This window comes from Stenotrophomonas sp. STK16_22 (genome assembly GCF_051984505.1).
Classification (GTDB): domain Bacteria; phylum Pseudomonadota; class Gammaproteobacteria; order Xanthomonadales; family Xanthomonadaceae; genus Stenotrophomonas; species Stenotrophomonas maltophilia_A.
Window position 1 is genome coordinate 4,204,276 of record NZ_CP196972.1, and the last position, 19,341, is coordinate 4,223,616.

At 68.1% G+C, this 19,341-nt stretch carries 14 protein-coding genes and 4 pseudogenes; 12 read left to right on the forward strand and 6 right to left on the reverse strand.

The annotated features are described in order from the left end of the window. Positions 1-47: 47 nt before the first annotated feature. From ACSYAO_RS19435 to ACSYAO_RS19445, 3 genes and pseudogenes are all read right to left on the reverse strand, one after another. Positions 48-935 carry a 3-hydroxyacyl-CoA dehydrogenase gene (locus tag ACSYAO_RS19435; protein ID WP_016448220.1) on the reverse strand — a complete coding sequence of 296 codons (888 nt, stop codon included), beginning with the start codon at positions 933-935 and terminating at the stop codon, positions 48-50. Next, positions 932-2,890: pseudogene (locus tag ACSYAO_RS19440) on the reverse strand (oleate hydratase). The gene ACSYAO_RS19435 and the pseudogene ACSYAO_RS19440 overlap by 4 nt, the downstream one beginning before the upstream one ends. A 10-nt stretch (positions 2,891-2,900) precedes the next feature. Then, positions 2,901-3,869 carry an IS5 family transposase gene (locus tag ACSYAO_RS19445; RefSeq protein WP_075076220.1) on the reverse strand — a complete coding sequence of 323 codons (969 nt, stop codon included), beginning with the start codon at positions 3,867-3,869 and terminating at the stop codon, positions 2,901-2,903. Between the two features lie 318 nt (positions 3,870-4,187). Here ACSYAO_RS19445 and ACSYAO_RS19450 point away from each other — a divergent pair, with 318 nt between their 5' ends. Both ACSYAO_RS19450 and ACSYAO_RS19455 read left to right on the forward strand, forming a co-directional pair. Then, positions 4,188-4,979 carry a 3-hydroxybutyrate dehydrogenase gene (locus ACSYAO_RS19450; RefSeq protein ID WP_023124372.1) on the forward strand — a complete coding sequence of 264 codons (792 nt, stop codon included), beginning with the start codon at positions 4,188-4,190 and terminating at the stop codon, positions 4,977-4,979. A 38-nt stretch (positions 4,980-5,017) separates the two neighbouring features. Further along, positions 5,018-6,214, forward strand: a complete 1,197-nt coding sequence (locus tag ACSYAO_RS19455; protein ID WP_023124371.1) for a patatin-like phospholipase family protein — start codon at positions 5,018-5,020, stop codon at positions 6,212-6,214. 16 nt (positions 6,215-6,230) lie between these two features. Here ACSYAO_RS19455 and ACSYAO_RS19460 read toward each other — a convergent pair whose 3' ends face one another. After that, a complete protein-coding gene (locus tag ACSYAO_RS19460; RefSeq protein ID WP_440566171.1) occupies positions 6,231-6,590 on the reverse strand; it encodes a CopD family protein in 360 nt (119 codons plus the stop codon). Position 6,591: 1 nt separating this feature from the next. Between ACSYAO_RS19460 and ACSYAO_RS19465 the strand changes: the two are divergent. The 9 genes and pseudogenes from ACSYAO_RS19465 to ACSYAO_RS19505 all read left to right on the forward strand — a co-directional run. Further along, positions 6,592-6,825: pseudogene (locus ACSYAO_RS19465) on the forward strand (TCP-1/cpn60 chaperonin family protein); the annotation flags it as partial. 236 nt (positions 6,826-7,061) lie between these two features. Continuing rightward, a pseudogene (locus tag ACSYAO_RS19470) lies at positions 7,062-7,862 on the forward strand (transposase zinc-binding domain-containing protein); the annotation flags it as partial. Positions 7,863-8,169: 307 nt separating this feature from the next. Next, on the forward strand, positions 8,170-8,925 hold the full coding sequence (locus ACSYAO_RS19475; protein WP_146260259.1) for a hypothetical protein: 756 nt from the start codon (positions 8,170-8,172) through the stop codon (positions 8,923-8,925). Between the two features lie 104 nt (positions 8,926-9,029). Continuing rightward, positions 9,030-10,076 carry an efflux RND transporter periplasmic adaptor subunit gene (locus ACSYAO_RS19480; protein WP_171974408.1) on the forward strand — a complete coding sequence of 349 codons (1,047 nt, stop codon included), beginning with the start codon at positions 9,030-9,032 and terminating at the stop codon, positions 10,074-10,076. A 6-nt stretch (positions 10,077-10,082) separates the two neighbouring features. Then, positions 10,083-13,187 carry an efflux RND transporter permease subunit gene (locus tag ACSYAO_RS19485; protein WP_075077143.1) on the forward strand — a complete coding sequence of 1,035 codons (3,105 nt, stop codon included), beginning with the start codon at positions 10,083-10,085 and terminating at the stop codon, positions 13,185-13,187. Beyond that, positions 13,184-14,698, forward strand: coding sequence for an efflux transporter outer membrane subunit (locus ACSYAO_RS19490; RefSeq protein WP_075077144.1), 1,515 nt, complete (start codon positions 13,184-13,186; stop codon positions 14,696-14,698). Before ACSYAO_RS19485 ends, ACSYAO_RS19490 begins: the two co-directional genes overlap by 4 nt. A gap of 397 nt (positions 14,699-15,095) precedes the next feature. After that, positions 15,096-15,872, forward strand: coding sequence for an AadA family aminoglycoside 3''-O-nucleotidyltransferase (locus ACSYAO_RS19495; protein WP_075075807.1), 777 nt, complete (start codon positions 15,096-15,098; stop codon positions 15,870-15,872). 31 nt (positions 15,873-15,903) lie between these two features. Next, the gene (locus ACSYAO_RS19500) at positions 15,904-16,257 is read left to right on the forward strand and encodes an MmcQ/YjbR family DNA-binding protein (protein WP_003246929.1); all 354 of its coding nucleotides are present in this window, start codon (positions 15,904-15,906) and stop codon (positions 16,255-16,257) included. Positions 16,258-16,665: 408 nt separating this feature from the next. Beyond that, positions 16,666-16,824: pseudogene (locus tag ACSYAO_RS19505) on the forward strand (PLP-dependent transferase); the annotation flags it as partial. A gap of 139 nt (positions 16,825-16,963) precedes the next feature. On the opposite strand, the gene ACSYAO_RS19510 reads toward ACSYAO_RS19505, so the two are convergent. After that, positions 16,964-17,224, reverse strand: coding sequence for a Sir2 family NAD-dependent protein deacetylase (locus ACSYAO_RS19510; protein ID WP_075077198.1), 261 nt, complete (start codon positions 17,222-17,224; stop codon positions 16,964-16,966). On the opposite strand from ACSYAO_RS19510, the gene ACSYAO_RS19515 reads away from it, so the two are divergent. Then, the gene (locus tag ACSYAO_RS19515) at positions 17,176-17,928 is read left to right on the forward strand and encodes a PepSY domain-containing protein (protein ID WP_080469313.1); all 753 of its coding nucleotides are present in this window, start codon (positions 17,176-17,178) and stop codon (positions 17,926-17,928) included. The genes ACSYAO_RS19510 and ACSYAO_RS19515 overlap by 49 nt on opposite strands. Positions 17,929-18,059: 131 nt before the next feature. Here the strand turns inward: ACSYAO_RS19515 and ACSYAO_RS19520 are convergent, their stop codons facing one another. Next, the gene (locus ACSYAO_RS19520; RefSeq protein WP_111008373.1) at positions 18,060-19,238 is read right to left on the reverse strand and encodes a tyrosine-type recombinase/integrase; all 1,179 of its coding nucleotides are present in this window, start codon (positions 19,236-19,238) and stop codon (positions 18,060-18,062) included. Positions 19,239-19,341 lie beyond the last annotated feature (103 nt).

A 19,341-nucleotide genomic window follows, 5' to 3' on the forward strand; every position in this document is an offset into this window, starting at 1 on the left:
TGCGGTGACCGTTCCCGACGGAGCACGCACGGGCGGCGGACATGGCGTCAATCATCGTAGAAGCCACCCCCCGCACCGGCGCCCAGGCGACCCTTGTCGATGTAGTTCACCTTGAGATATTCGGCCCAGCCCTGCGTTGCGGGATTTGCGCTTGCGATGTTGTACGCCGTGCGCAGGCCGACAATGTCGTAGATCTGGAACGGCCCCAGCTTGGCGCCGGTCCCGATTCGCCAGGTCTTGTCGATGTCCTCCGGACTCGCCACACCTTTCAACAACAAGGCGGCGGCCGCGTTGAGCAACGGCACCAGCAGCGAATTCAGCACGTAACCCGGCTGCTCCTTGTGCAGTCGGATCGGTTCCATGCCGATTTCCGCAGCGAAGCGCGCCACCTGCTCGAACACCTCAGGATCGGTCTGCGGCGTACCCATCACTTCCGCTGTGTTCTGGCGCCAGATGTGATTGGCGAAATGCAACGCCAGGAACTTCTCCGGCCGGCCCGTCGCATCCGCGAATGCACTGGGCAGCAGCGTGGAGGAGTTGGTGGCGAAGATGGTGCCTTCGCGCGCCAGCCTGGCGAGTTCGGCATAGACTGAGCGCTTGAGTTCCAGCTTCTCCGGCACCGCTTCAATTACCAGGTCCGCGTCGCGCACGGCCTGCGCAAGGTCGCTGCTCAGTGCGATGGCCGCCGCGACCCTGGTGGTCGCCTCGGGCGTCGTCCCCGGCAGGTCGGCGGCATATGTCTGAGCCAATCGCGTCAGGGCGTCGCGGGCACGCTCCAGCGCTGCTGCGTCAATGTCGTACGCCGTGACGCTCTTGCCGTGAAAGGCGCACTGGAAGGCGATCTGCGCGCCGAGCACGCCAGTGCCCAGCACGGTCACCCGCTGCAGGCCGGAGGGCGAGGCGACGGTCTTTGTGGTGTCCTGTGTCATGTTCATGCGTCCTCCCCGGCCAGCAGGCCGGCGTCGTGGAGCAATGCACCGATCTCGGTGCGGTCGAGCCTGGCCAACACGCGGTCGCGCAGGAACGACGGGCCCGGCAACGCCAATTCTTCGCCATCGCGCAGCTGGTGCAGTGCATCCAGCAGGGTGCGGATGTCGTAGGTGGAATTGAACACTTCCGGCACGCCGCGTTCAATGCCCAACAGCGTGTAGACCGCTTCCATCGGCGTGCGCACCGAGTACTCGGTGGTGAAGATACAGTCGCGTTGCTTCGACTCCGCGAACTGGCCGATGAATGCGAAGTTCACAGCGCCCGCTGGCACCACGTCAGGGCGATCACCGGCTTGACGCGGCATGAAGAAGGCGGTGATGTACGGCATCATCACCGGCACGGTGTTGGCTCCCGTGGCTGCAAGCTCCGCGATGTCCTCAACCGACACACCCATGTGATACAGCCATTCCTGGGTGATTTCCTCGCCGGTGCAGTCCTGCATCGGCTTCTTGACGTAATCCCCCGGCACGTCCGCGAACAGGCCATAGAACCAGATCACGACCTGGTCCTTGGGCTGCTTCTTGAAGTGCGGCTGGCGGTTCACCGTCCAGCTCAGCAGCCAGCTGGAATCCTTGGCGGTGACAATCCCGCCGGTCACCACCTTGCCGCTGAACGGGTCGCGCTTGGCGATCTTCTCGATGTACTTCGGGATGCGCGCGTCCAGCGTGGTGATGGTGGCGGATTCCCATTTGGTCTCCGGAATGTGCGTGCCGAACACGTCGGGCCGCCCGAACGACGGATCCTTGGCCGCGATGCGCCGCCACAGATCCCAAGCCGGTGCCGGGCCTTCGTCCAGCAGCGCCGCGGTCTTGTGGTCGCCCTCGTTGCTGTTTTCCACCAGCGAGCCGATGGTCATGAACAACAGGTCATCGGGGCCGAGTGCCATGCCACCGGGCTGGCCGTCGCGGTTTCAGTGGATGCGCGTGGCCTGCTTGCGTCCGTTGGTGGCATCGATGTCGAAATCGACATCTGTCACCTCGGTGCAGTACTGGAACACCACGCCCTGGTCCTTCAACCACTTCACCAATGGCAGCACCAGCGATTCGTACTGGTTGAAGCGGGTGAACTTCAACGCGGAAAGATCCGCCAGACCGCCGATGTGGTGGATGAAGCGGTGCAGATAGAGCTTCATTTCCAGCGCCGAATGCCACTCTTCGAACGCGAACATGGTGCGCCAGTACATCCAGAAGTTGCTGGCGAGGAAGTCCTCACCGAACACCTCGTTGATGCGCTTGTTCTCCATCTCCTCGCGCGTGGCCATGAAGACCTTGAGCATGTCCTTCTGCGCGGCCTTGCTGAGCGTGAACTTGCCCATGTCGGGCGCAGGCTTGCCCTGTTCGATGGTGGCGCGCTGCAGGGAGAAATTGGGGTCGTCCTTGTTCAGCCAGTAGAACTCGTCGAGCACGCTGGCCCCCTCGACTTCCAGCGACGGAATGCTGCGGAACAGATCCCACAGGCATTCGAAATGGTTCTCCATCTCGCGGCCGCCGCGGATCACGAAGCCCTTGTCCGGCTTCTCAAGTCCATCCAGTGCGCCGCCCGGCACGTCGATGCGTTCCAGGATGGTGATGCGCTCGCCCGGCATCTGGCCATCGCGGATCAGGAAGGCGGCGCCGGCCAGCGAGGCCAGGCCGGAGCCGACGAACCATGCGGATTTGCCGTCGACCCCGTCTGGCTTGCGCGGGCGGGCGAAGGCTTCGTAATTGCCACTGCTGTAATACATGTACGGACTCCAGTCGGGGAAGTTCAAGGTCATCGATCTAGGGATCATCTGAATAACACGCCCTGATGCTGCTTTTGCCGCCACACGAGCATCAATATTGTGTCGGGCAGCGATTTTCATCGATTTCAGGTCGGATTTCGGCCGTTTCCGGCCTGTTCTGGCGGGCTTCCCCGCCATCCAGGCGCAACTATCCCGCAGCCGCCAATAAATCTCGCCGCGCCATCCACAGGTTCGACAGCGCGAACAGTGTCAGCACCTGCGCAGTGTTCTTTGCCAGCCCGCGGTAACGCACTTTGGCGTAACCGAACTGGCGCTTCACCACCCGGAACGGGTGCTCAACCTTCGCGCGCACGCTGGCCTTGTAGCGCTCCCAGCGCTCGGCGTATTTGCGGTCACGCTTGTTCTTCATCGCCCGCAGCTTCGACGGCTTCTCCGCGATCAGGAAGCCGACGGCAACGTGCTGCAGCTCTTCGCGCTTGTCGGCGCCGGTGTAGCCACTGTCGCCGCACACCGTATCCTCCTTGCCATGCAGCAGCTTGTGCACCTGGGTCACGTCGCCGACGTTCGCGGCCGTGCACTCCACGTGGTGCACCAGCCCCGAATACTCGTCCACGCCAATGTGCGCCTTCATCCCGAAGTGCCACTGGTTGCCCTTCTTCGTCTGGTGCATCTCCGGATCGCGCTTGCCATCCTTGTTCTTCGTCGAGCTTGGCGCGGCAATGATCGTGGCGTCCACGATCGTGCCCGCGCGCAGGCTCTGGCCCTTGCGTGCCAGGTGCGCGTTCACCCGCGCCAGGATCTTCGGCGCCAGGTCATGCGTCTCCAGCAGACGCCGGAAGTTGAGGATCGTGGTCTCGTCGGGGATGTCGTCCAAACCGCTCAGCTCGGCGAACCGGCGCATCACCGCTGTGTCGTAAAGCGCCTCTTCCATGGCCGGGTCGCTGAGCGCGTACCACTGCTGAAGGAAGTGAACCCGCAGCATCGTTGACAGCGGATACGGCTGCCGGCCAGGGCGACCCATCTTCGGATAGTGCGGCTCAATCAGCTTCAGCAGCGCCTTCCACGGCACCACCTGATCCATCTCGGCCAGGAAGATCTCCTTGCGGGTCCGCTTGCGCTTGCCCATGCCTTCGGCATCACCGAACGTCAGCTGTATCGATCGTCACCCTCATCGCGTTGCGCTATTGTCGCCCACTTCGGGGGAGTTGTTCAGAGTTTCCCTAGCGAAAGGTCACTCCCACGGTAATGTATATCATCTGATATTTGAATTCCATTTGAGATCTATATGGCTGTCCGGACGGCTTTTCGCGGCCCGCAAATGATCTGGGCACCCGAAGGTGCCCAGAGGTAAGCGCGTTTGATGGCGGGGACGATGCCGGTGCCGGGCCGCTTCGCCACGCCTTGATGCCCTTTCGGCCGATGGCGGCCGGCCACGCGCTGGGCGATCATCGACGACCCGCCTGAGGAGAGCCCCATGTCCCGAATCGAACTTGATGGCAAGGTCTGCCTGGTCACCGGTGCCGCCAGCGGCATCGGCAAGCACATCGCCGAAACCTATGCCGCCGCCGGTGGCCGCGTCGCGATCGCCGACCTGAAGCTGGACGCCGCGGAAGCCACCGCCGCCGCGATCCGCGAATCCGGCGGCCAGGCGATGGCCGTGGCGATGGACGTCACCAGCGAATCGCAGGTGGTCGAAGGCGTCGCGCAGATCGCCGCCGAATGGGGCCGGGTGGACGTGCTGGTCTCCAATGCCGGCATCCAGATCATCAACAAGATCACCGAGTTCTCGTTCGAGGACTGGAAGAAGATGCTCGCCATCCACCTCGACGGCGCCTTCCTGACCACCCGCGAGTGCATGAAGGACATGGAGAAGCGCGGTGCGCCCGGCGCGATCATCCTGATGGGCTCGGTGCACTCGCATCTGGCCTCGCCGCTGAAGGCGCCCTACGTCACCGCCAAGCACGGCCTGCTCGGCCTCGCCCGCACCATCGCCAAGGAAGGCGGCAAGCTCGGCATCCGCTCCAACGTGATCTGCCCGGGCTTCGTGCGCACCCCGCTGGTGGACAAGCAGATCCCGGAGCAGGCCAAGGAGTTCGGCATCAGCGAAGAGGAAGTGATCCAGAAGATCATGCTGAAGGACACCGTCGATGGCGAATTCACCACGCTCGACGACGTGGCCAACGTGGCGCTGACCCTGGCCGCTTTCGAGACCAACGCGCTCACCGGCCAGAGCATCGTGGTGAGCCACGGCTGGTTCATGCAGTGAAGCGGTCGGCCACGCACGCCGTGGCATGATCCCTCGCCATGGACACGTCCCCGCAACTGCTCGAGAAGGTCGCTCAATATCCCGCCATCGCCCTGGTGCTCCAGGGCGGCGGCGCGCTCGGCGCCTACCAGTGCGGCGTCTATCAGGCGCTCAACGAGGCCGGCATCCGCCCCAACTGGTACGCCGGCATCTCGATCGGCGCGATCAACGCGGCGATCATCGCCGGCAACCGGCCGCAGGATCGCATCGAACGGCTGCGTGATTTCTGGGAAACGATCTGCGAACCCGCGGGCCTCGCCAGCTGGCCGGCGATGGGCGTGCGCGCCGGGCTTTCGATGCTGCCGATGAACCCGGCTCTGGAAACCTGGGCCGCGACGATGAGCGCCCTGGCCGCCTTGTGGCAGGGCCAGCGCGGCTTCTTCACCCCGTGGCCGGCCTCGCCCTTCATGCGCTGCGACGGCACGCCGCAGGCCACCAGTTTCTACGACACCACGCCGCTGTTGGCAACGCTCGAGCGGCTGGTGGATTTCGACCGCATCAACGATGACCGCACGGTGCGCCTGACCGTTGGCGTCACCGACGTGGAGAGCGGCAACTTCCGCTATTTCGACAGCCGCGACACCCGGATCGGGCCGAAGCACATCCTCGCCTCAGGCTCGCTGCCGCCGGCCTTCGCGCCGGTAGAGATCGAGGGCCGCCATTACTGGGACGGCGGCGTGGTCTCGAACACGCCGCTGGAACACATCCTCGACGAATGGCCGCGCGAAGACACGCTGGCCTTCCAGGTGGACCTGTGGAGCGCGCGCGGGCAGCGGCCGCAGACGATGATGGACGTGCTCGAACGCGGCAAGGACATCCAGTATTCCAGCCGCACCCGCCACGGCACCGATACGGTCGCGCGCACCCAGCAGTTGCGGACCGCGCTGAACGACCTCATCGCCCGCCTGCCCGAAGGCGGACTGCCCGAAAGTGCCCGCGAGGCACTGGCGCCGTGGCTGGACGATCGCGTCATCAACATCGTCCACCTGATCTACCAGGCCAAGCCGCACGAACAGCAGTTCAAGGACTATGCGTTCGGCCGCATCAGCATGGAGAGCCATTGGCAGAGCGGGCTGGCCGATACCCGGCAGACGCTGTCACACCCCGGCTGGTTCGACCTGCCCGACCGCGACCACGGCTACGCGGTACACGACGTGCACCGCGTCACGCAGAAGAAGCATCTGACGCGCTTCTGATCGGTTCGGGCCCGCCTCAGAACGGCTTGCCGACCACCAGATAGACGATGCCGACCAGGACCACCAGCGGGATCTCGTTGATCCAGCGCAATGCACGTGCCGACGGCAGCGGACGCCCGGCTTCGGCAGCCTTCAGCCAACGCCCGATGACGATGCTGAAGACGAACACCAGCGTGACCAGCAACAGCTTGGCGTGCAGCCAGCCGCCGGCGAAACCGAAGTGCAGCCACAGCGTGAGCCCCATCAGCAGCGCGATGCCGAACAGCACGTGCCCGAAGCGGGAGAGCCTGCGCCCCATCAACACCAGTCGCTCGCGCACGGCCGGGTGTTCGCCTGCCTCGGCCAGGTTCACGAGGATGCGCGGCAGGTACAGCACCGTCGCCGATGGCCAGGGCGCGTTCGGCTACAACGCCGCCAACGGCGAGTTCGGCGACATGATCGAGTTCGGCATCCTGGACCCGACCAAGGTCACCCGCACCGCGCTGCAGAACGCGGCGTCCATCGCCGGCCTGATGATCACCACCGAAGCGATGGTGGCAGAGCTGCCGAAGAAGGAAGAGCCGGCGATGCCGGGCGGCGGCATGGGCGGCATGGGCGGCATGGATTTCTAAGCCCCGCGATCCATCAAGCAAGACCACAAAGCCCGGCCTCGTGCCGGGCTTTGTGCGTTCTGGCGTCCGAGGCGGGAGACTTCCTACCCGCCCCGCGGCAATGTCTGACGCGAAGATCAGAAAACGCCGATATGAACGCGTGCTCGCGGGCGCAACCCTGAGCAGCCGTCCCTGCAACGGAGCGCTGCGTGCCGCGCCTGACCGCACCCCGGCGGCAGGCCGAGGTGTGCGCGCCACTGCCGGCCGCCCACGCCGCTGCGCGTTACGCGCGCCACCTGCCCGAGCGCACGCTGCTGTACGCGCTAGTGCAGGCGCACTACCCGGACTTCATCGCGCGTCTTGAGGCCGAAGACCGCCCGCTGCCCGAGTATGTGCGCGAGGAGTTCGAGACCTACCTGCGCTGCGGCGTGCTCGAGCACGGCTTCCTGCGCGTGGTGTGCGAGCAGTGCCGGGCCGAGAGGCTGGTGGCCTTCTCCTGCAAGAAGCGCGGCTTCTGCCCCAGCTGCGGGGCGCGGCGCATGGCCGAGAGCGCGCGGCACCTGGTGGAGGAGGTGTTTGGCCCGCGGCCGGTGCGGCAATGGGTGCTGAGTTTTCCGTACCCGCTGCGCTTCCTGTTCGCCAGCAAGCCGGAGGCCATCGGCCCGGTGCTGGTGATCGTGCAGCGCGTCATCGCCGGCTGGTTAGCCGATCAAGTCGGCGTCGACCACGCCAGCGCGCAATGCGGCGTGGTGACCCTGATCCAGCGCTTCGGCAGCGCGCTGAACCTGAATGTTCACTTCCACATGCTGTGGCTCGACGGCGTGTACGACGCGAACGTCGAGCCCCCGCGGCGCAAGCCGCGCCTGCGCCGCGCCCGTGCCCCCACCTCTGCGCAACTGACGCAGCTCGCCAACACCATCGCGCATCGCGTGTGCCGGCACCTGTCGCGCCGCGGCTGGCTCGAAGGCGAAGACGAATCCGTGTTCCTGTCCGACAGCGCGGGTAGCGACGACGGCATGGATGGGCTGCGGATGAGTTCGATGACCTACCGCATCGCCAGAAGCACGGCGCGCTGGAGCAAGCGCACTACCGGCCCGCAGCGCGCGCGCCGCCGCCGGCCGCGTGACGAGGTGCCGGCCACGCAGCCGGCAGCCAAGCCAGAGTCCGATCCGATGCGGCCACGACCCCGCAGGGCTGCGCTCGGCCCTGTGCCGGGATTCGGTGAGAAATGGCTACGCACTGAGCCGCTGCGTGGCCCCGCGATGTCGAAAACCCACGCATGAACCCCCGATCTGTGCCCGATCTGTGCCCAAAGCGGCGCTTGCGTGGCCGCGTCCTACCCGCCAGACTCGCCAAAAAGGGCGGTTGAACTTCCTATACCCAGGGCGCGTGCGCGAGTGGCGCGCCGACGCCGGCCCCGACGATCCCGCACGGCTGCGCGCCTGGTCCGGCCCCGGCAGCGACGATGCGCCCTTCGATCCGCAGCTGGCCGGGGAGGCGCCACCCGCGCTGGGCTATCGGCCGCTGACCGGTGGGCTGCCGGCGGCCGGGCCGGGCGCGGCCGACATGATGCGCTGGCAGGCACTGGGCCGGGGCCGCATCGGTGTCGTCACCGTGGCCGACAGCTGGCAGCTGCCGCTGGCGGGCCGGGCCGATCTGCACGGCGAGTTGTGGAGTGCCTGGGCCGCCGCACTGGCCCGTCCGCCCGGCGCGGCCGTGGCTGGCTTCCGCGGCGAGGCGCGGGTCGGCGAGCGCGTGGCGCTGTGCGACCTGGCGCCCGGCGCGCGCGTGGTGGCGCCCGATGGCCGCGCGATCCTCCCCGTGCCCGATCCGGCCGCCGACGGCTGCGCCGGCCTGTGGCCGCGCGCGCCCGGCTGGCACCGCGTCGACGGCGGCGACGTGCTGTGGGTGCGTGGCGTCGACGATGCGCCCGGCATGCAGGCGGCCGCGCTGCAGGCCGGGACCCGACGGCTCGCGGGCGCCGGCGCCGGCGCGCAGACGCCGCCGCCCCGTGCGGTGCCTGCCGTCGTCTGGTTCTTCGCCTGCCTGCTGGTCACCGCGCTGCTGTGGGCGCTGCACCGCATGCGGCGCGGGCGCGGCGGCGTCGCTCCCATCGCCTGAGTGCGCCACCCGCGCTGCGGACACGGCCTGTTCACAGATCCGTGACGGGACTTCGGCGACCCTAGGCGTCCTGCCGCACGTCGGCCTGCCCGGGGTGTGTGGCGTTGCGAGTCCGTGTCCTGTTGTTACTGAGCGTGCTGCTGGCGGCCTGCAGCGATGCGCCCGACGCCCCGCCGCCGCCGCGCCCGGTGATCGTCCAGCTGGTCGAAAGCGCGTCCGCCGACCGCACGCTGCGCCTGCCCGGGCGTGTGGAGGCCGCCGAAGGCACCGAACTCGCGTTCCAGGCTGATGGCCGCATCACCCGGTATCGGGTGAGCGACGGCGAACGGGTCGAACGCGGCCAGGTCCTGGCCGAACTCGACGACACCGACTACCGCCTGCAACTGGGCGAGGCCGAGGTCGCCCTGCGGACCGCCGAGGCCGATGTCGCCCGCCGCCGCGGCCTGCGCGACGAAGGCATCCTCGCGCCGGCCGCGGTGGAACAGGCCGAGGCGCAGCTGGCGAGTACGCGCGCGAACCGCGATGCCGCGGCGCGCCAGGTGGGATTCACCCGGCTGCGCGCGCCGTACGCGGGCGTGGTGGTGCGCCGCCTCGCCGCGGCCGGCGTGGTGGTGCCGGCCGGCGAACCGGTGCTGCGGATGCAGGATGCGGACTTGATCGAGGTCGTCGTCGACGTGCCCGAGCGCGACGCCGCGCGCCTGGCGTTCGGTCCCGCACTCGTCGCCCGCGGTCGCGTGCTCGCGTTGCCCGAACTGCCGCCGATGGTCCTGGCCTACCGTGAACATGCGACCGCGCCGGATGCGCAGTCACGCAGCTATCGGCTGGCGTTGCGCGGTACGCCGCCGCCGGGTGCCAACGTGCTGCCCGGCATGGCGGTGCAGGTGGCGATCGAAGACCCGGCGCCCGCCACGCTCGCGGCCGGCCAGCACCGTGTGCCGGCGAGCGCGGTGCTGAGCGCGGCCGACGGGCAGGCGGTGGTGTGGACGGTGGGCGAGGACGGCGCCGCGCAGCCGGTGCCGGTGCGGGTGCACGCGATCGAGGGCACGCAGGCGCGCATCGAAGGCGAACTTGCGCCATCGGCGCAGGTGGTCGTCGCCGGTGCACGCCTGCTGCAGGCCGGGCAGATCGTCGAACCGCGCATCCGGCGCTGACCCGGCATGGAGATCGCGCGTTACGCCATCCGCCACCCGGTCAATGTCTGGCTGCTGATCCTCGCCTGTCTGGTCGGCGGCGTGTTCGCCTATTTCAATCTCGAGCGGCTGGAAGACCCCGAGTTCACGATCAAGGAAGCGGTCGTGACCACGATCTACCCCGGCGCCAGCGCCGAACAGGTGGAGCGCGAAGTCAGCGACGTGCTCGAAAGCGCGGTCCAGCAGCTCACCCAGCTCAAGCAGGTGCGCACGACGTCGCGGCCCGGCTATTCCGAGCTGCGGGTGGAGATCCTCGAGCGCTATTCCAGCGAGGAGATTCCGCAGATCTGGGACGAGCTGCGGCGCAAGATCAACGACACCGCGGCCAGTCTGCCGCCCGGTGCGCAGGCGCCGGTGGTCAACGACGATTTCGGCGATGTCTTCGGCCTGTACTACGCGATGACCGGCGACGGCCTCACCCGCACCGAGCTGCACGAGGCCGCCAAGACCCTGCGCCGCGGCCTGCTGCCGGTGGAGGGCGTGGGCAAGGTCGAGATCGCCGGCGCGATCGAGGAACGGTTCGTCGTCGAGATTCCGCAGGCGCGCCTCGCCGCGCTGCGCATCGCGCCCGAGGAGATCGCCGGCGCACTGGCCGATGCGGAAACCGAACTGCACGCCGGTGGGCTGCGCAGCGAGGACCTGTACCTGCGCGTCGCGCCCGGCGGCGCCTTCGATACGCTGCAGGCCCTGCGCACGTTGCCGGTGGGGCGCGGCGATGCGCGGGTGACCCTCGGCGACATCGCGCAGATCCGCCGCGAGTTCGCCGAGCGGCCGGCCCAGATCATCCGCCACGACGGGCGCGAGGCGCTGACCATCGGCGTCGCCGGCCTGCCGTCGGTGAACATCGTCGACGTGGGCGAGGCCGTCGACGCGGCCCTGGCGCGGCTCGAGCCGACCCTGCCGCTCGGCGTCGAACTGCATCCGATCTACCAGCAGGCCGATGTCGTCGACGCGGCGGTGACCAGCTTCGCGATCAACGTGGCGATGTCACTGGGCATCGTGATCGGCGTGCTGTGTCTGGTGATGGGCTGGCGCGCCGGCGTGATCATCGGCAGCGTGCTGCTGCTGACTGTCGGCGGCACGCTGCTGGCGATGTATCTGCTGGGCCTGCAGCTCGAACGCGTGTCGCTGGCGGCGCTGGTGATCGCGATGGGCATGCTGGTCGACAACGCTGTGGTGATCTGCGACGGCATGCAGGTGCGGCTGCGCCAGGGGCACTCGGCGATGCGCGCGGCGCGCGAGTCGGTCCGGCTGACGCAATGGTCGCTGCTCGGCGCGACCATCATCGGCATCCTCGCGTTCGCCGGCATCGGCCTGTCGCAGGACACCACCGGTGAATTCCTGTTCTCGCTGTTCTCGGTGATCCTGATCTCGCTGCTGCTCAGCTGGGTGCTGGCGATCACCGTGGTGCCGCTGCTGGGCTACTGGTGGCTGGCGTCGAAGGACGCGCGCGAGCGCGACGACGAAGACGGACGCGACGGCGACGGCGATGCGGGCGACAGCCCCTACCGGGGCAGGTTCTACGACCGCTTTCGCGGCGTGCTCGATGCGCGACTCGGTCGTGCCGGCCTGACCGTGACCCTGGCGACACTGCTGACCATCGGCTGCGTCGTCGGATTCGGCTTCCTGCCGCAGTCGTTCTTTCCGCCCGCGTCCACGCCGATGGCCTTCGTCGACATCAACACCCGCCAGGGCAGCGACATCCGCGCCACCGACGCCGCGGTGCGCGAGGTCGAGGACTATCTGGCCCAGGAGTTCCCCGAGGTGCTCAGCCGGGTCGCGTTCGTGGGGCAGGGCGCGTCGCGCTTCATGCTGACCTACGCGCCGGCGATGCCCGACAGCGCGTTCGCGCAGGTCATCCTGCTGGTCGACGACGCCGACGTGCTCGAGGACATGCTCACGCGCCTCAATCGCGAAGCCGCAGAGCGCTTCCCCGAGCTGCGCGTGCACGCGGCGCGGCTGATGTTCGGCGGCGCGTCCGAGGCGCGCGTCGAGGCGCGCTTCAGCGGTCCCTCGGGCGAGACGCTGCGCGAGATCGCGGCGCGTGCCGAGGCCATTTTCCGCGACACGCCGATGCTCGAGAACGTGCACCACGACTGGGGCGAACGCGAGCTCGTGCTGCGGCCGCGGCTGGATCTGCAGCGCATGGCCGAGGCCGGACTCGGTCGACAGGACATCGCCCAGGCGCTGACCATGGCCACCGAAGGCGTGCCGCTGGCGGTGCTGCGCGAGGGCGATGCGCAGCGCCAGGTGCTGCTGCGCGCGCCGGACGACGAGCGCCCTGCGCCGGAGGGGTTGCTCGATCGCCTCGCCTGGAGCGCGGGCGCGACGGCCTACGTCCCGATCGCCCAGGTGGCCGATCGCGTCGACGTGGTGCAGGAGGACGCCGCGATCCAGCGCCGCGATCGCGTGCGCACCATCGCCGTGCAGGCCGAGCCGGTGGTCGGCGTGGAGGCGAGCGACGCCCACGCCGACATCCGCGAGGCGATCGAAGCCATGCCGTTGCCGCCCGGCTACACCCTGACCTGGGGCGGCGAATTCGAGAGTTCCGGCGATGCGCAGACGGCCCTGATGCGCACGCTGCTGCTGCCGTATCTGGGCATGATCCTGGTGACCGTGCTGCTGTTTTCCCGCGTGCGCCAGCCGGTGGTGATCTGGCTGGTGGTGCCGATGTCGATCTGCGGCGTGACCATCGGGCTGGCGATCTCCGGCCAGCCGTTCGGCTTCGTGGCGCTGCTCGGTCTGCTCAGCCTGACCGGCCTGCTGCTCAAGAACGCGATCGTGCTGGTGGAGGAGATCGACCGCCGGATGGCCGAAGGCGGCAATGGCCGCGCCGCGATCGTCGAAGCGACGACGAGCCGCCTGGTGCCGGTGACGATGGCGGCCGGCACCACGGTGCTGGGCATGGTGCCGCTGCTGTTCGACGATCTGTTCGCATCGCTGGCCGTGACGATCATGGGCGGTCTGGCGTTCGCGACCGTGCTCACCCTGGTCGTCGTGCCGTGCCTGTACCTGCTGGTCTTCAAGGTGCCGCGCGACGACGACCGCAGAACCGCGGAGGCACGCGCATGAAGATCTCCAGGCTCGGTGTCCTCGCGGCCGCGCTCGCGCTCGCCGCCTGCAGCACGCCGCCGGTGCGCGAGCGGCCGCCGCTGCCGGCGGCCTACTACGCGCCCGCGGGTGATGCTGCGCGGCCGGCCGATCCGGCGGCGCTCGCATACTGGTGGCGCCAGTTCGACGATCCGCTGCTGGCGGAACTGGTCGAGACCGCGCTGGTCCGCAGTCTCGACCAGCAGGCGGCGCTGGCCCAGCTGCGCATCGCACGCGCGCAACTGCGGCAATCCCGCGCGGCGCTGCTGCCGCGGCTCGATCTCGGCGGTCAGGCCAGCCGCCAGATCATCAATACCGATGCGCTGGCCGACACGCCGCTGGGCGAGGAATTCGATGTCGGCGGCGACGTCAATTTCGACACCTGGCAGCTGGCGCTGCAGGCCGAGTGGGAAGTGGATCTGTTCGGCGCGAACCGGCTGCGCCGCGATGGGGCCGGGCGCCAGGTGCAATCGGCCGAGGCACAGCTGGTGGCGGTGCGCCTGGGCGTCGCATCCAATCTCGCGCAGGGCTACGTGCAGGCGCGCGCGCTGCTCGCCCAGCGTGCACTGCTCGACGAAGGCGTGCGCATCGCGCGTGAGGCCGAGCGTGTCGCCGACGGGCGCTTCCGGCTGGGCGAGGTCACCCGACTGGATGTGGAAGCCGCCGGCGCGCAGCGCGCGGCGCTCGAAGCGCAGCGCGGCGACATCGACGCCGGTCTCGCCGAAACCGCGTTCGCGCTGGATACGCTGATCGACCGGCCGCACGGAACGGTGCTGCAGCGCCTGGGCGACGGCACGCGCGTGCCGATGGCCGATGCCGGGATTCCGCGCGGACAGCCGATGGATCTGTTGCGCCGACGACCCGACGTCATCGCCGCGGTCGCCGGGCTGGAGGCCGCCGAACTGGCGGCGCTGGCCAGCCGCCGCGACCTGTTCCCCAAGCTGGGGGTCAGCGCGGCGCTCGGGCGCAGCGGGGTCGCGATCGGCGATCTGTCCGGTGCTTCGGACCTGCGCTCGCTCGCCGCGCAGCTCGGGTTTCCGTGGCTGGACTTCGGCGCCAGCCGCGCGGCGATCGATCTCGCCGACGCGCAGGCCGACGCCGGCTTCGTCGAGCTGCGCCAGGCGCTGGCCACCGCATTGCAGGAGGTCGAGACCGCGACCGCCCAGCTCGCCGCGCGCGGGGCGCAGCGCGCCGCCCGTGGGGAAGCGCTGTCACGCGCCGAACGCACCCGGGCGATGGCCCGACGCACCTACGAGGTGGGCCTGGCCAATCTCGCCGACCTGCTCGATGCCGAGCGCGCATGGCTCGATGCACGCCAGCAGGCGCTCGACACCGAGCGCGCCGTCGCATTGGCACAGATCGCGCTCTACACCGCGCTGGGCGGTGGCTGGCGTGCGCCGGACGCCGCCGCGCCGCAGGAGGCCGCGGTACGCGACACCATCGAGTCCGTGCCCGATCGCATCCGCGCACCCGCGTCGCCCGCTGGCGATTGAGTCGCCGAGAGGCGGGCGCCCGGATGCGTGCCGCCATCCTCGCCCACTTCGAGAAGCACGGCGCGCTGGAGCAAGCGCACTACCGGCCCGCAGCGCGCGCGCCGCCGCCGGCCGCGTGACGAGGTGCCGGCCACGCAGCCGGCAGCCAAGCCAGAGTCCGATCCGATGCGGCCACGACCCCGCAGGGCTGCGCTCGGCCCTGTGCCGGGATTCGGTGAGAAATGGCTACGCACTGAGCCGCTGCGTGGCCCCGCGATGTCGAAAACCCACGCATGAACCCCCGATCTGTGCCCGATCTGTGCCCAAAGCGGCGCTTGCGTGGCCGCGTCCTACCCGCCAGACTCGCCAAAAAGGGCGGTTGAACTTCCTATACCCCCTGAAGCGCAATGGCGAAAACATGAACCTGCAGATCAGCAATGCCCTCACCCTCCTGCATCATCATCTTGGCGACAACCTGCTGGCGGTGCATCTGTTCGGTTCCGCCGTCAGCGGCGGCCTCAAGCCGGCAAGCGACATCGATCTGCTGGTCACCGTCCGCACGCCCCTGAGCGATAGCACGCGCAAGGTCCTGATGACCGACCTGCTGAGGCTGTCGGCCTGGCCGGCCACCGCGCACCTGCGCCCGCTGGAGGTGACGCTGCTGGTGCACGACGCCGTGCGGCCCTGGCGTTATCGGCCGATGCGCGAACTGCAGTTCGGCGAATGGCTGCGCGACGAGCTGCAGGCGGGTCGCTTCGAGCCGGCCATGGCCGATCATGACCTGGCCATACTGCTCAGCAAGGCACGCCAGCACGCTATCAGCCTGCTAGGCCCGCCGGCTGCCGAACTGTTCGAGCCGGTGCCTGAAGCGGACATGATTCGCGCCCTGCACGACACCGCGGCGCAATGGAACGGACCGGACGACTGGCTGGGCGATGAGTGCAACGTGGTCCTGGCCCTGGCACGCATCTGGCTGACGCTGAGCAGCGGCGAGATCGCTGCCAAGGACGTGGCGGCCGACTGGCTGCTCGAGCGCTTGCCCCCTGAGCACCGGCCGCTGCTGGAAACTGCGCGAGACGTCTATCTGGGCCAGGCCAGGGATGACCTGGCTCAGCGGCCCCAGGCACTGGCCGCTTTCATCGGTTATGCCCGGCACCAGATCGAGCGGCTACGCAGCGAGTCGGTCAACCGATAGACTGCCGTTTCGACCAGCGATGGACATGCCCATGACGCCCGACCAGATCGCCAGCTTCTGCCTCAGCCTGCCGGGCGCCCGCGAAGACCTCAAGTGGGGCAGCAACCGGGTGTTCTCGGTAGCCGGCAACAAGATGTTCGCCATCCTCGATTTTCTGGGCGAGGATCTGGCCTTCAAGGTCGATCACGACCTCTTTCTCGGCTACGTCGACCGCCCCGGCATTCGCCCCGCGCCCTATCTGGCGCGAGCGCACTGGGTCAGCATGAGCGCCCGCCAGCTACCGCTTGGCGACCAAGAGCTGCGCCAGTTGCTGACCCGTTCCCATCAGTTGGTGGTACGCCGACTGCCCAAGCGCCTGCAGCCCGGTCTGCTACTGGACGAATAGCACATCACCACCTGCGCCCACTGCGGCGGCGCGGTACGGATCGTCGCCAGCATCGAGGAACCCAAAACCATCCGCGCCATCCTCGCCCACTTCGAGAAGCACGGCGCGCTGGAGCAAGCGCACTACCGGCCCGCAGCGCGCGCGCCGCCGCCGGCCGCGTGACGAGGTGCCGGCCACGCAGCCGGCAGCCAAGCCAGAGTCCGATCCGATGCGGCCACGACCCCGCAGGGCTGCGCTCGGCCCTGTGCCGGGATTCGGTGAGAAATGGCTACGCACTGAGCCGCTGCGTGGCCCCGCGATGTCGAAAACCCACGCATGAACCCCCGATCTGTGCCCGATCTGTGCCCAAAGCGGCGCTTGCGTGGCCGCGTCCTACCCGCCAGACTCGCCAAAAAGGGCGGTTGAACTTCCTATACCCCGCATCCGGCCTCGACCACGCATCGCCAGCTTTCCCCGGCGGAACTGGCGCAGGCCGGCGTGAGCGAGGATACGGTGCGCCTGTGCATCGGCATCGAACATGTCGACGACCTGATCGCGGATCTGGAGCAGGCGCTGGCACGGGCCTGAGCGGCGAAGCCGGCGGGTCGGGCGGCTGGCCGGGGCTGGCAACGGCCGCTTGCCGCAGTCACGGCGGAAGAGGTCTGGTCGCCGGCATGCGCGATGCGACGGACATCGCGCTGCGTCCGGCGCCGCTCGCGAGCGGCATTCAGATAAAGCGCTCCCGCAGCATCGCGACGCCCGCGCTCGCCGGCAGGCGCAGCTGCTCGCTGGCGTACGCGCTCACCGCACTGTCGACAGGATTGACCTCGATGACCTGCGCACGCCGTTGCCGCGCGCGCAGCGGCAGCGACGCGGCCGGATGCACCAGGCCGGACGTGCCGACCACCACCAGGACATCGCAACCGTCGATCGCGGCGCATGCGCGCGCCCACGCGTCCTCCGGCAGCGCCTCGCCGAACCAGACCACGCCAGGCCGGAACGGGCCGCCGCACAGGGGGCAGGCGGGTGGCGTCTCCCGGGCCCCATGCCGACCCCGCCGTGCTTGAGCGATTGGTGGCGGAATGGGCGCCGCGGGGCGTGCGCTCCATCGACTTGCCTAAAGCCGAACTCCCGGTGTGGCAGGCATATTTCGCCAACGGCGAACGCGCCTACTTCGGGCCGGACGACGGCACCTTGCTGCTGCGACGTGGCCCCGACAACGACGTGCTGATGTGGCTGCACGAATGGCATGTGGCGCTGCTGGCCCACGACACGGGCAAGCAGGTACTCGGCATTATCGGCTGGATCTCGCTGGGGCTGCTCTTGAGCGGTTTGTACCTGTGGTGGCCCAAGCCTGGGCGCTGGCGATCGCACTTGAAGGTACACGCACAGCCCCCGGCGCGAAGGTGGGCGACCTGGCACCGCAGTAGCGGCGCTTTGTTGCTGCCGCTTCTGCTGATGGCCACTGTGACCGGTGTAGGGATGGTCTATGGCAAGGGTTTCCATGCCGTGCTGACGGCGGCGTTCGGTGGTGCCGCGCCGCCCACGCCGGTGCTGGCGGGCACAGTGGAGAAAGTGGCATGGGATCCTGTGCTGAATCAGGCGCTCCACGCACTTCCAAGCGCCCGTCTGAGCCGCGCGTCCAATGATTCCTCTGGCGTGATTCGCAAGCCACTTTGCGTGATCGGCTAGCAAACGAAGGTGGGATGCCAGTGCGGGATTCGGTGAGGGATGTCCGCTCTTGGCCGAAAGCGGACGTAGTCAGATCCAACGATACGATGGACAGTGGCTATGCGCTGCGCGACTCATCCGTGAGTCGAGGCTTAGGCGCTACGTCTCAGCTCGTCTAGGTAGTTAGCCCAAGCCTGCATCATCTTCTTTCGCTCTTCCAGGTGGGTAGTTCTGTTGTACGCCCGCCCCAGCGGATCCCGCACCGCATGGGCGAGCTGATGCTCGATGAAATCCGGCCTGAACCCCAGCACCTCGTCCAGCAATGTTCGTGCCATGGCCCGAAATCCATGGGCAGTCATCATCGTGCCATCGAACCCGAGGTTCCGTAGGGCAGCGTTGATCGTATTCTCACTGATCGGCTTCTGGATGCTCCGCACGCTCGGAAAGACGTACTGACTTTTCCTTGCGTAGGGCCGGACATCTTCCAGGAGTTCCACCACCTGCCCAGCCAAGGGAACGATGTGCTGGGTCTGGGTCTTGCTGGTGACGTAACGCCACTCAGCAGCATCCAGGTCAATATCGTCCCAGCGCGCCGCACGGAGCTCGCCCGGCCGGACGAACAGGAGTGCCGAGAGCTTGAGCGCAGCCGACACGATCGGCGACCCTTGGTAGCCGTAGATTGCCTTGAGAAGCTTTGCCACCTCATCTGGCTCAGTCAGGCTGGAGAAGTGCTTGGTTTTCGTAGAGGTCAATGCGCCGGCAAGACTCAGGGCCGGGTTGTTCTCGGCCCTACCCGTGGCGATGGCATAGCGAAAGACCATGCCCGCGGCGGCGCGAGCCCGATGCGCCGTCTCGACTGCTCCACGGGCCTCGATCTTGCGGAGGGCCTTCAGCAGGATTGGCGCAGTCACGCTCCTGACCGGCAGATTCGCGATGCTCCCCAGGTCGCGCTCCAGCATCCGTCGCTCCCGGACGACTGACCCAGGGGTCAGCTTCTTGGCCCGTTGCGAAACCAGTTCTTCAGCAAGCGCGCCAAAGGTGTTGCCGGCCTCTTCCTCCTGTGCCGCTCGCTCGATCTTCACCACCAGGCCCGGGTCCATGCCCTTCTTGAGCTGGGCCCGGGCCGTGTCCCGCTCGGCGCGAGCTTCGGCCAATGAAACCGCCGGGTAGTCCCCGATGGTGAGCATGTTCGCCTTGCCGGCGAACCGGTACCGATAGCGCCAGATCCTGGCTCCAGAAGGCCTCACCTCGACGCACAGCCCATTGGCATCGGCGAGGCGATACACCTTGCCCTGAGGCTTGAGGCTGCGCAGCTTGGTGTCTGTCAACATGGCTGTGAGTAACCGATATGTGAGTAAGCGGAGATCTTCCGATCATCTTACTCGCAACGTTACTCACATTCCAGCTGGATGGAGACGCACGCGACCGGACCCG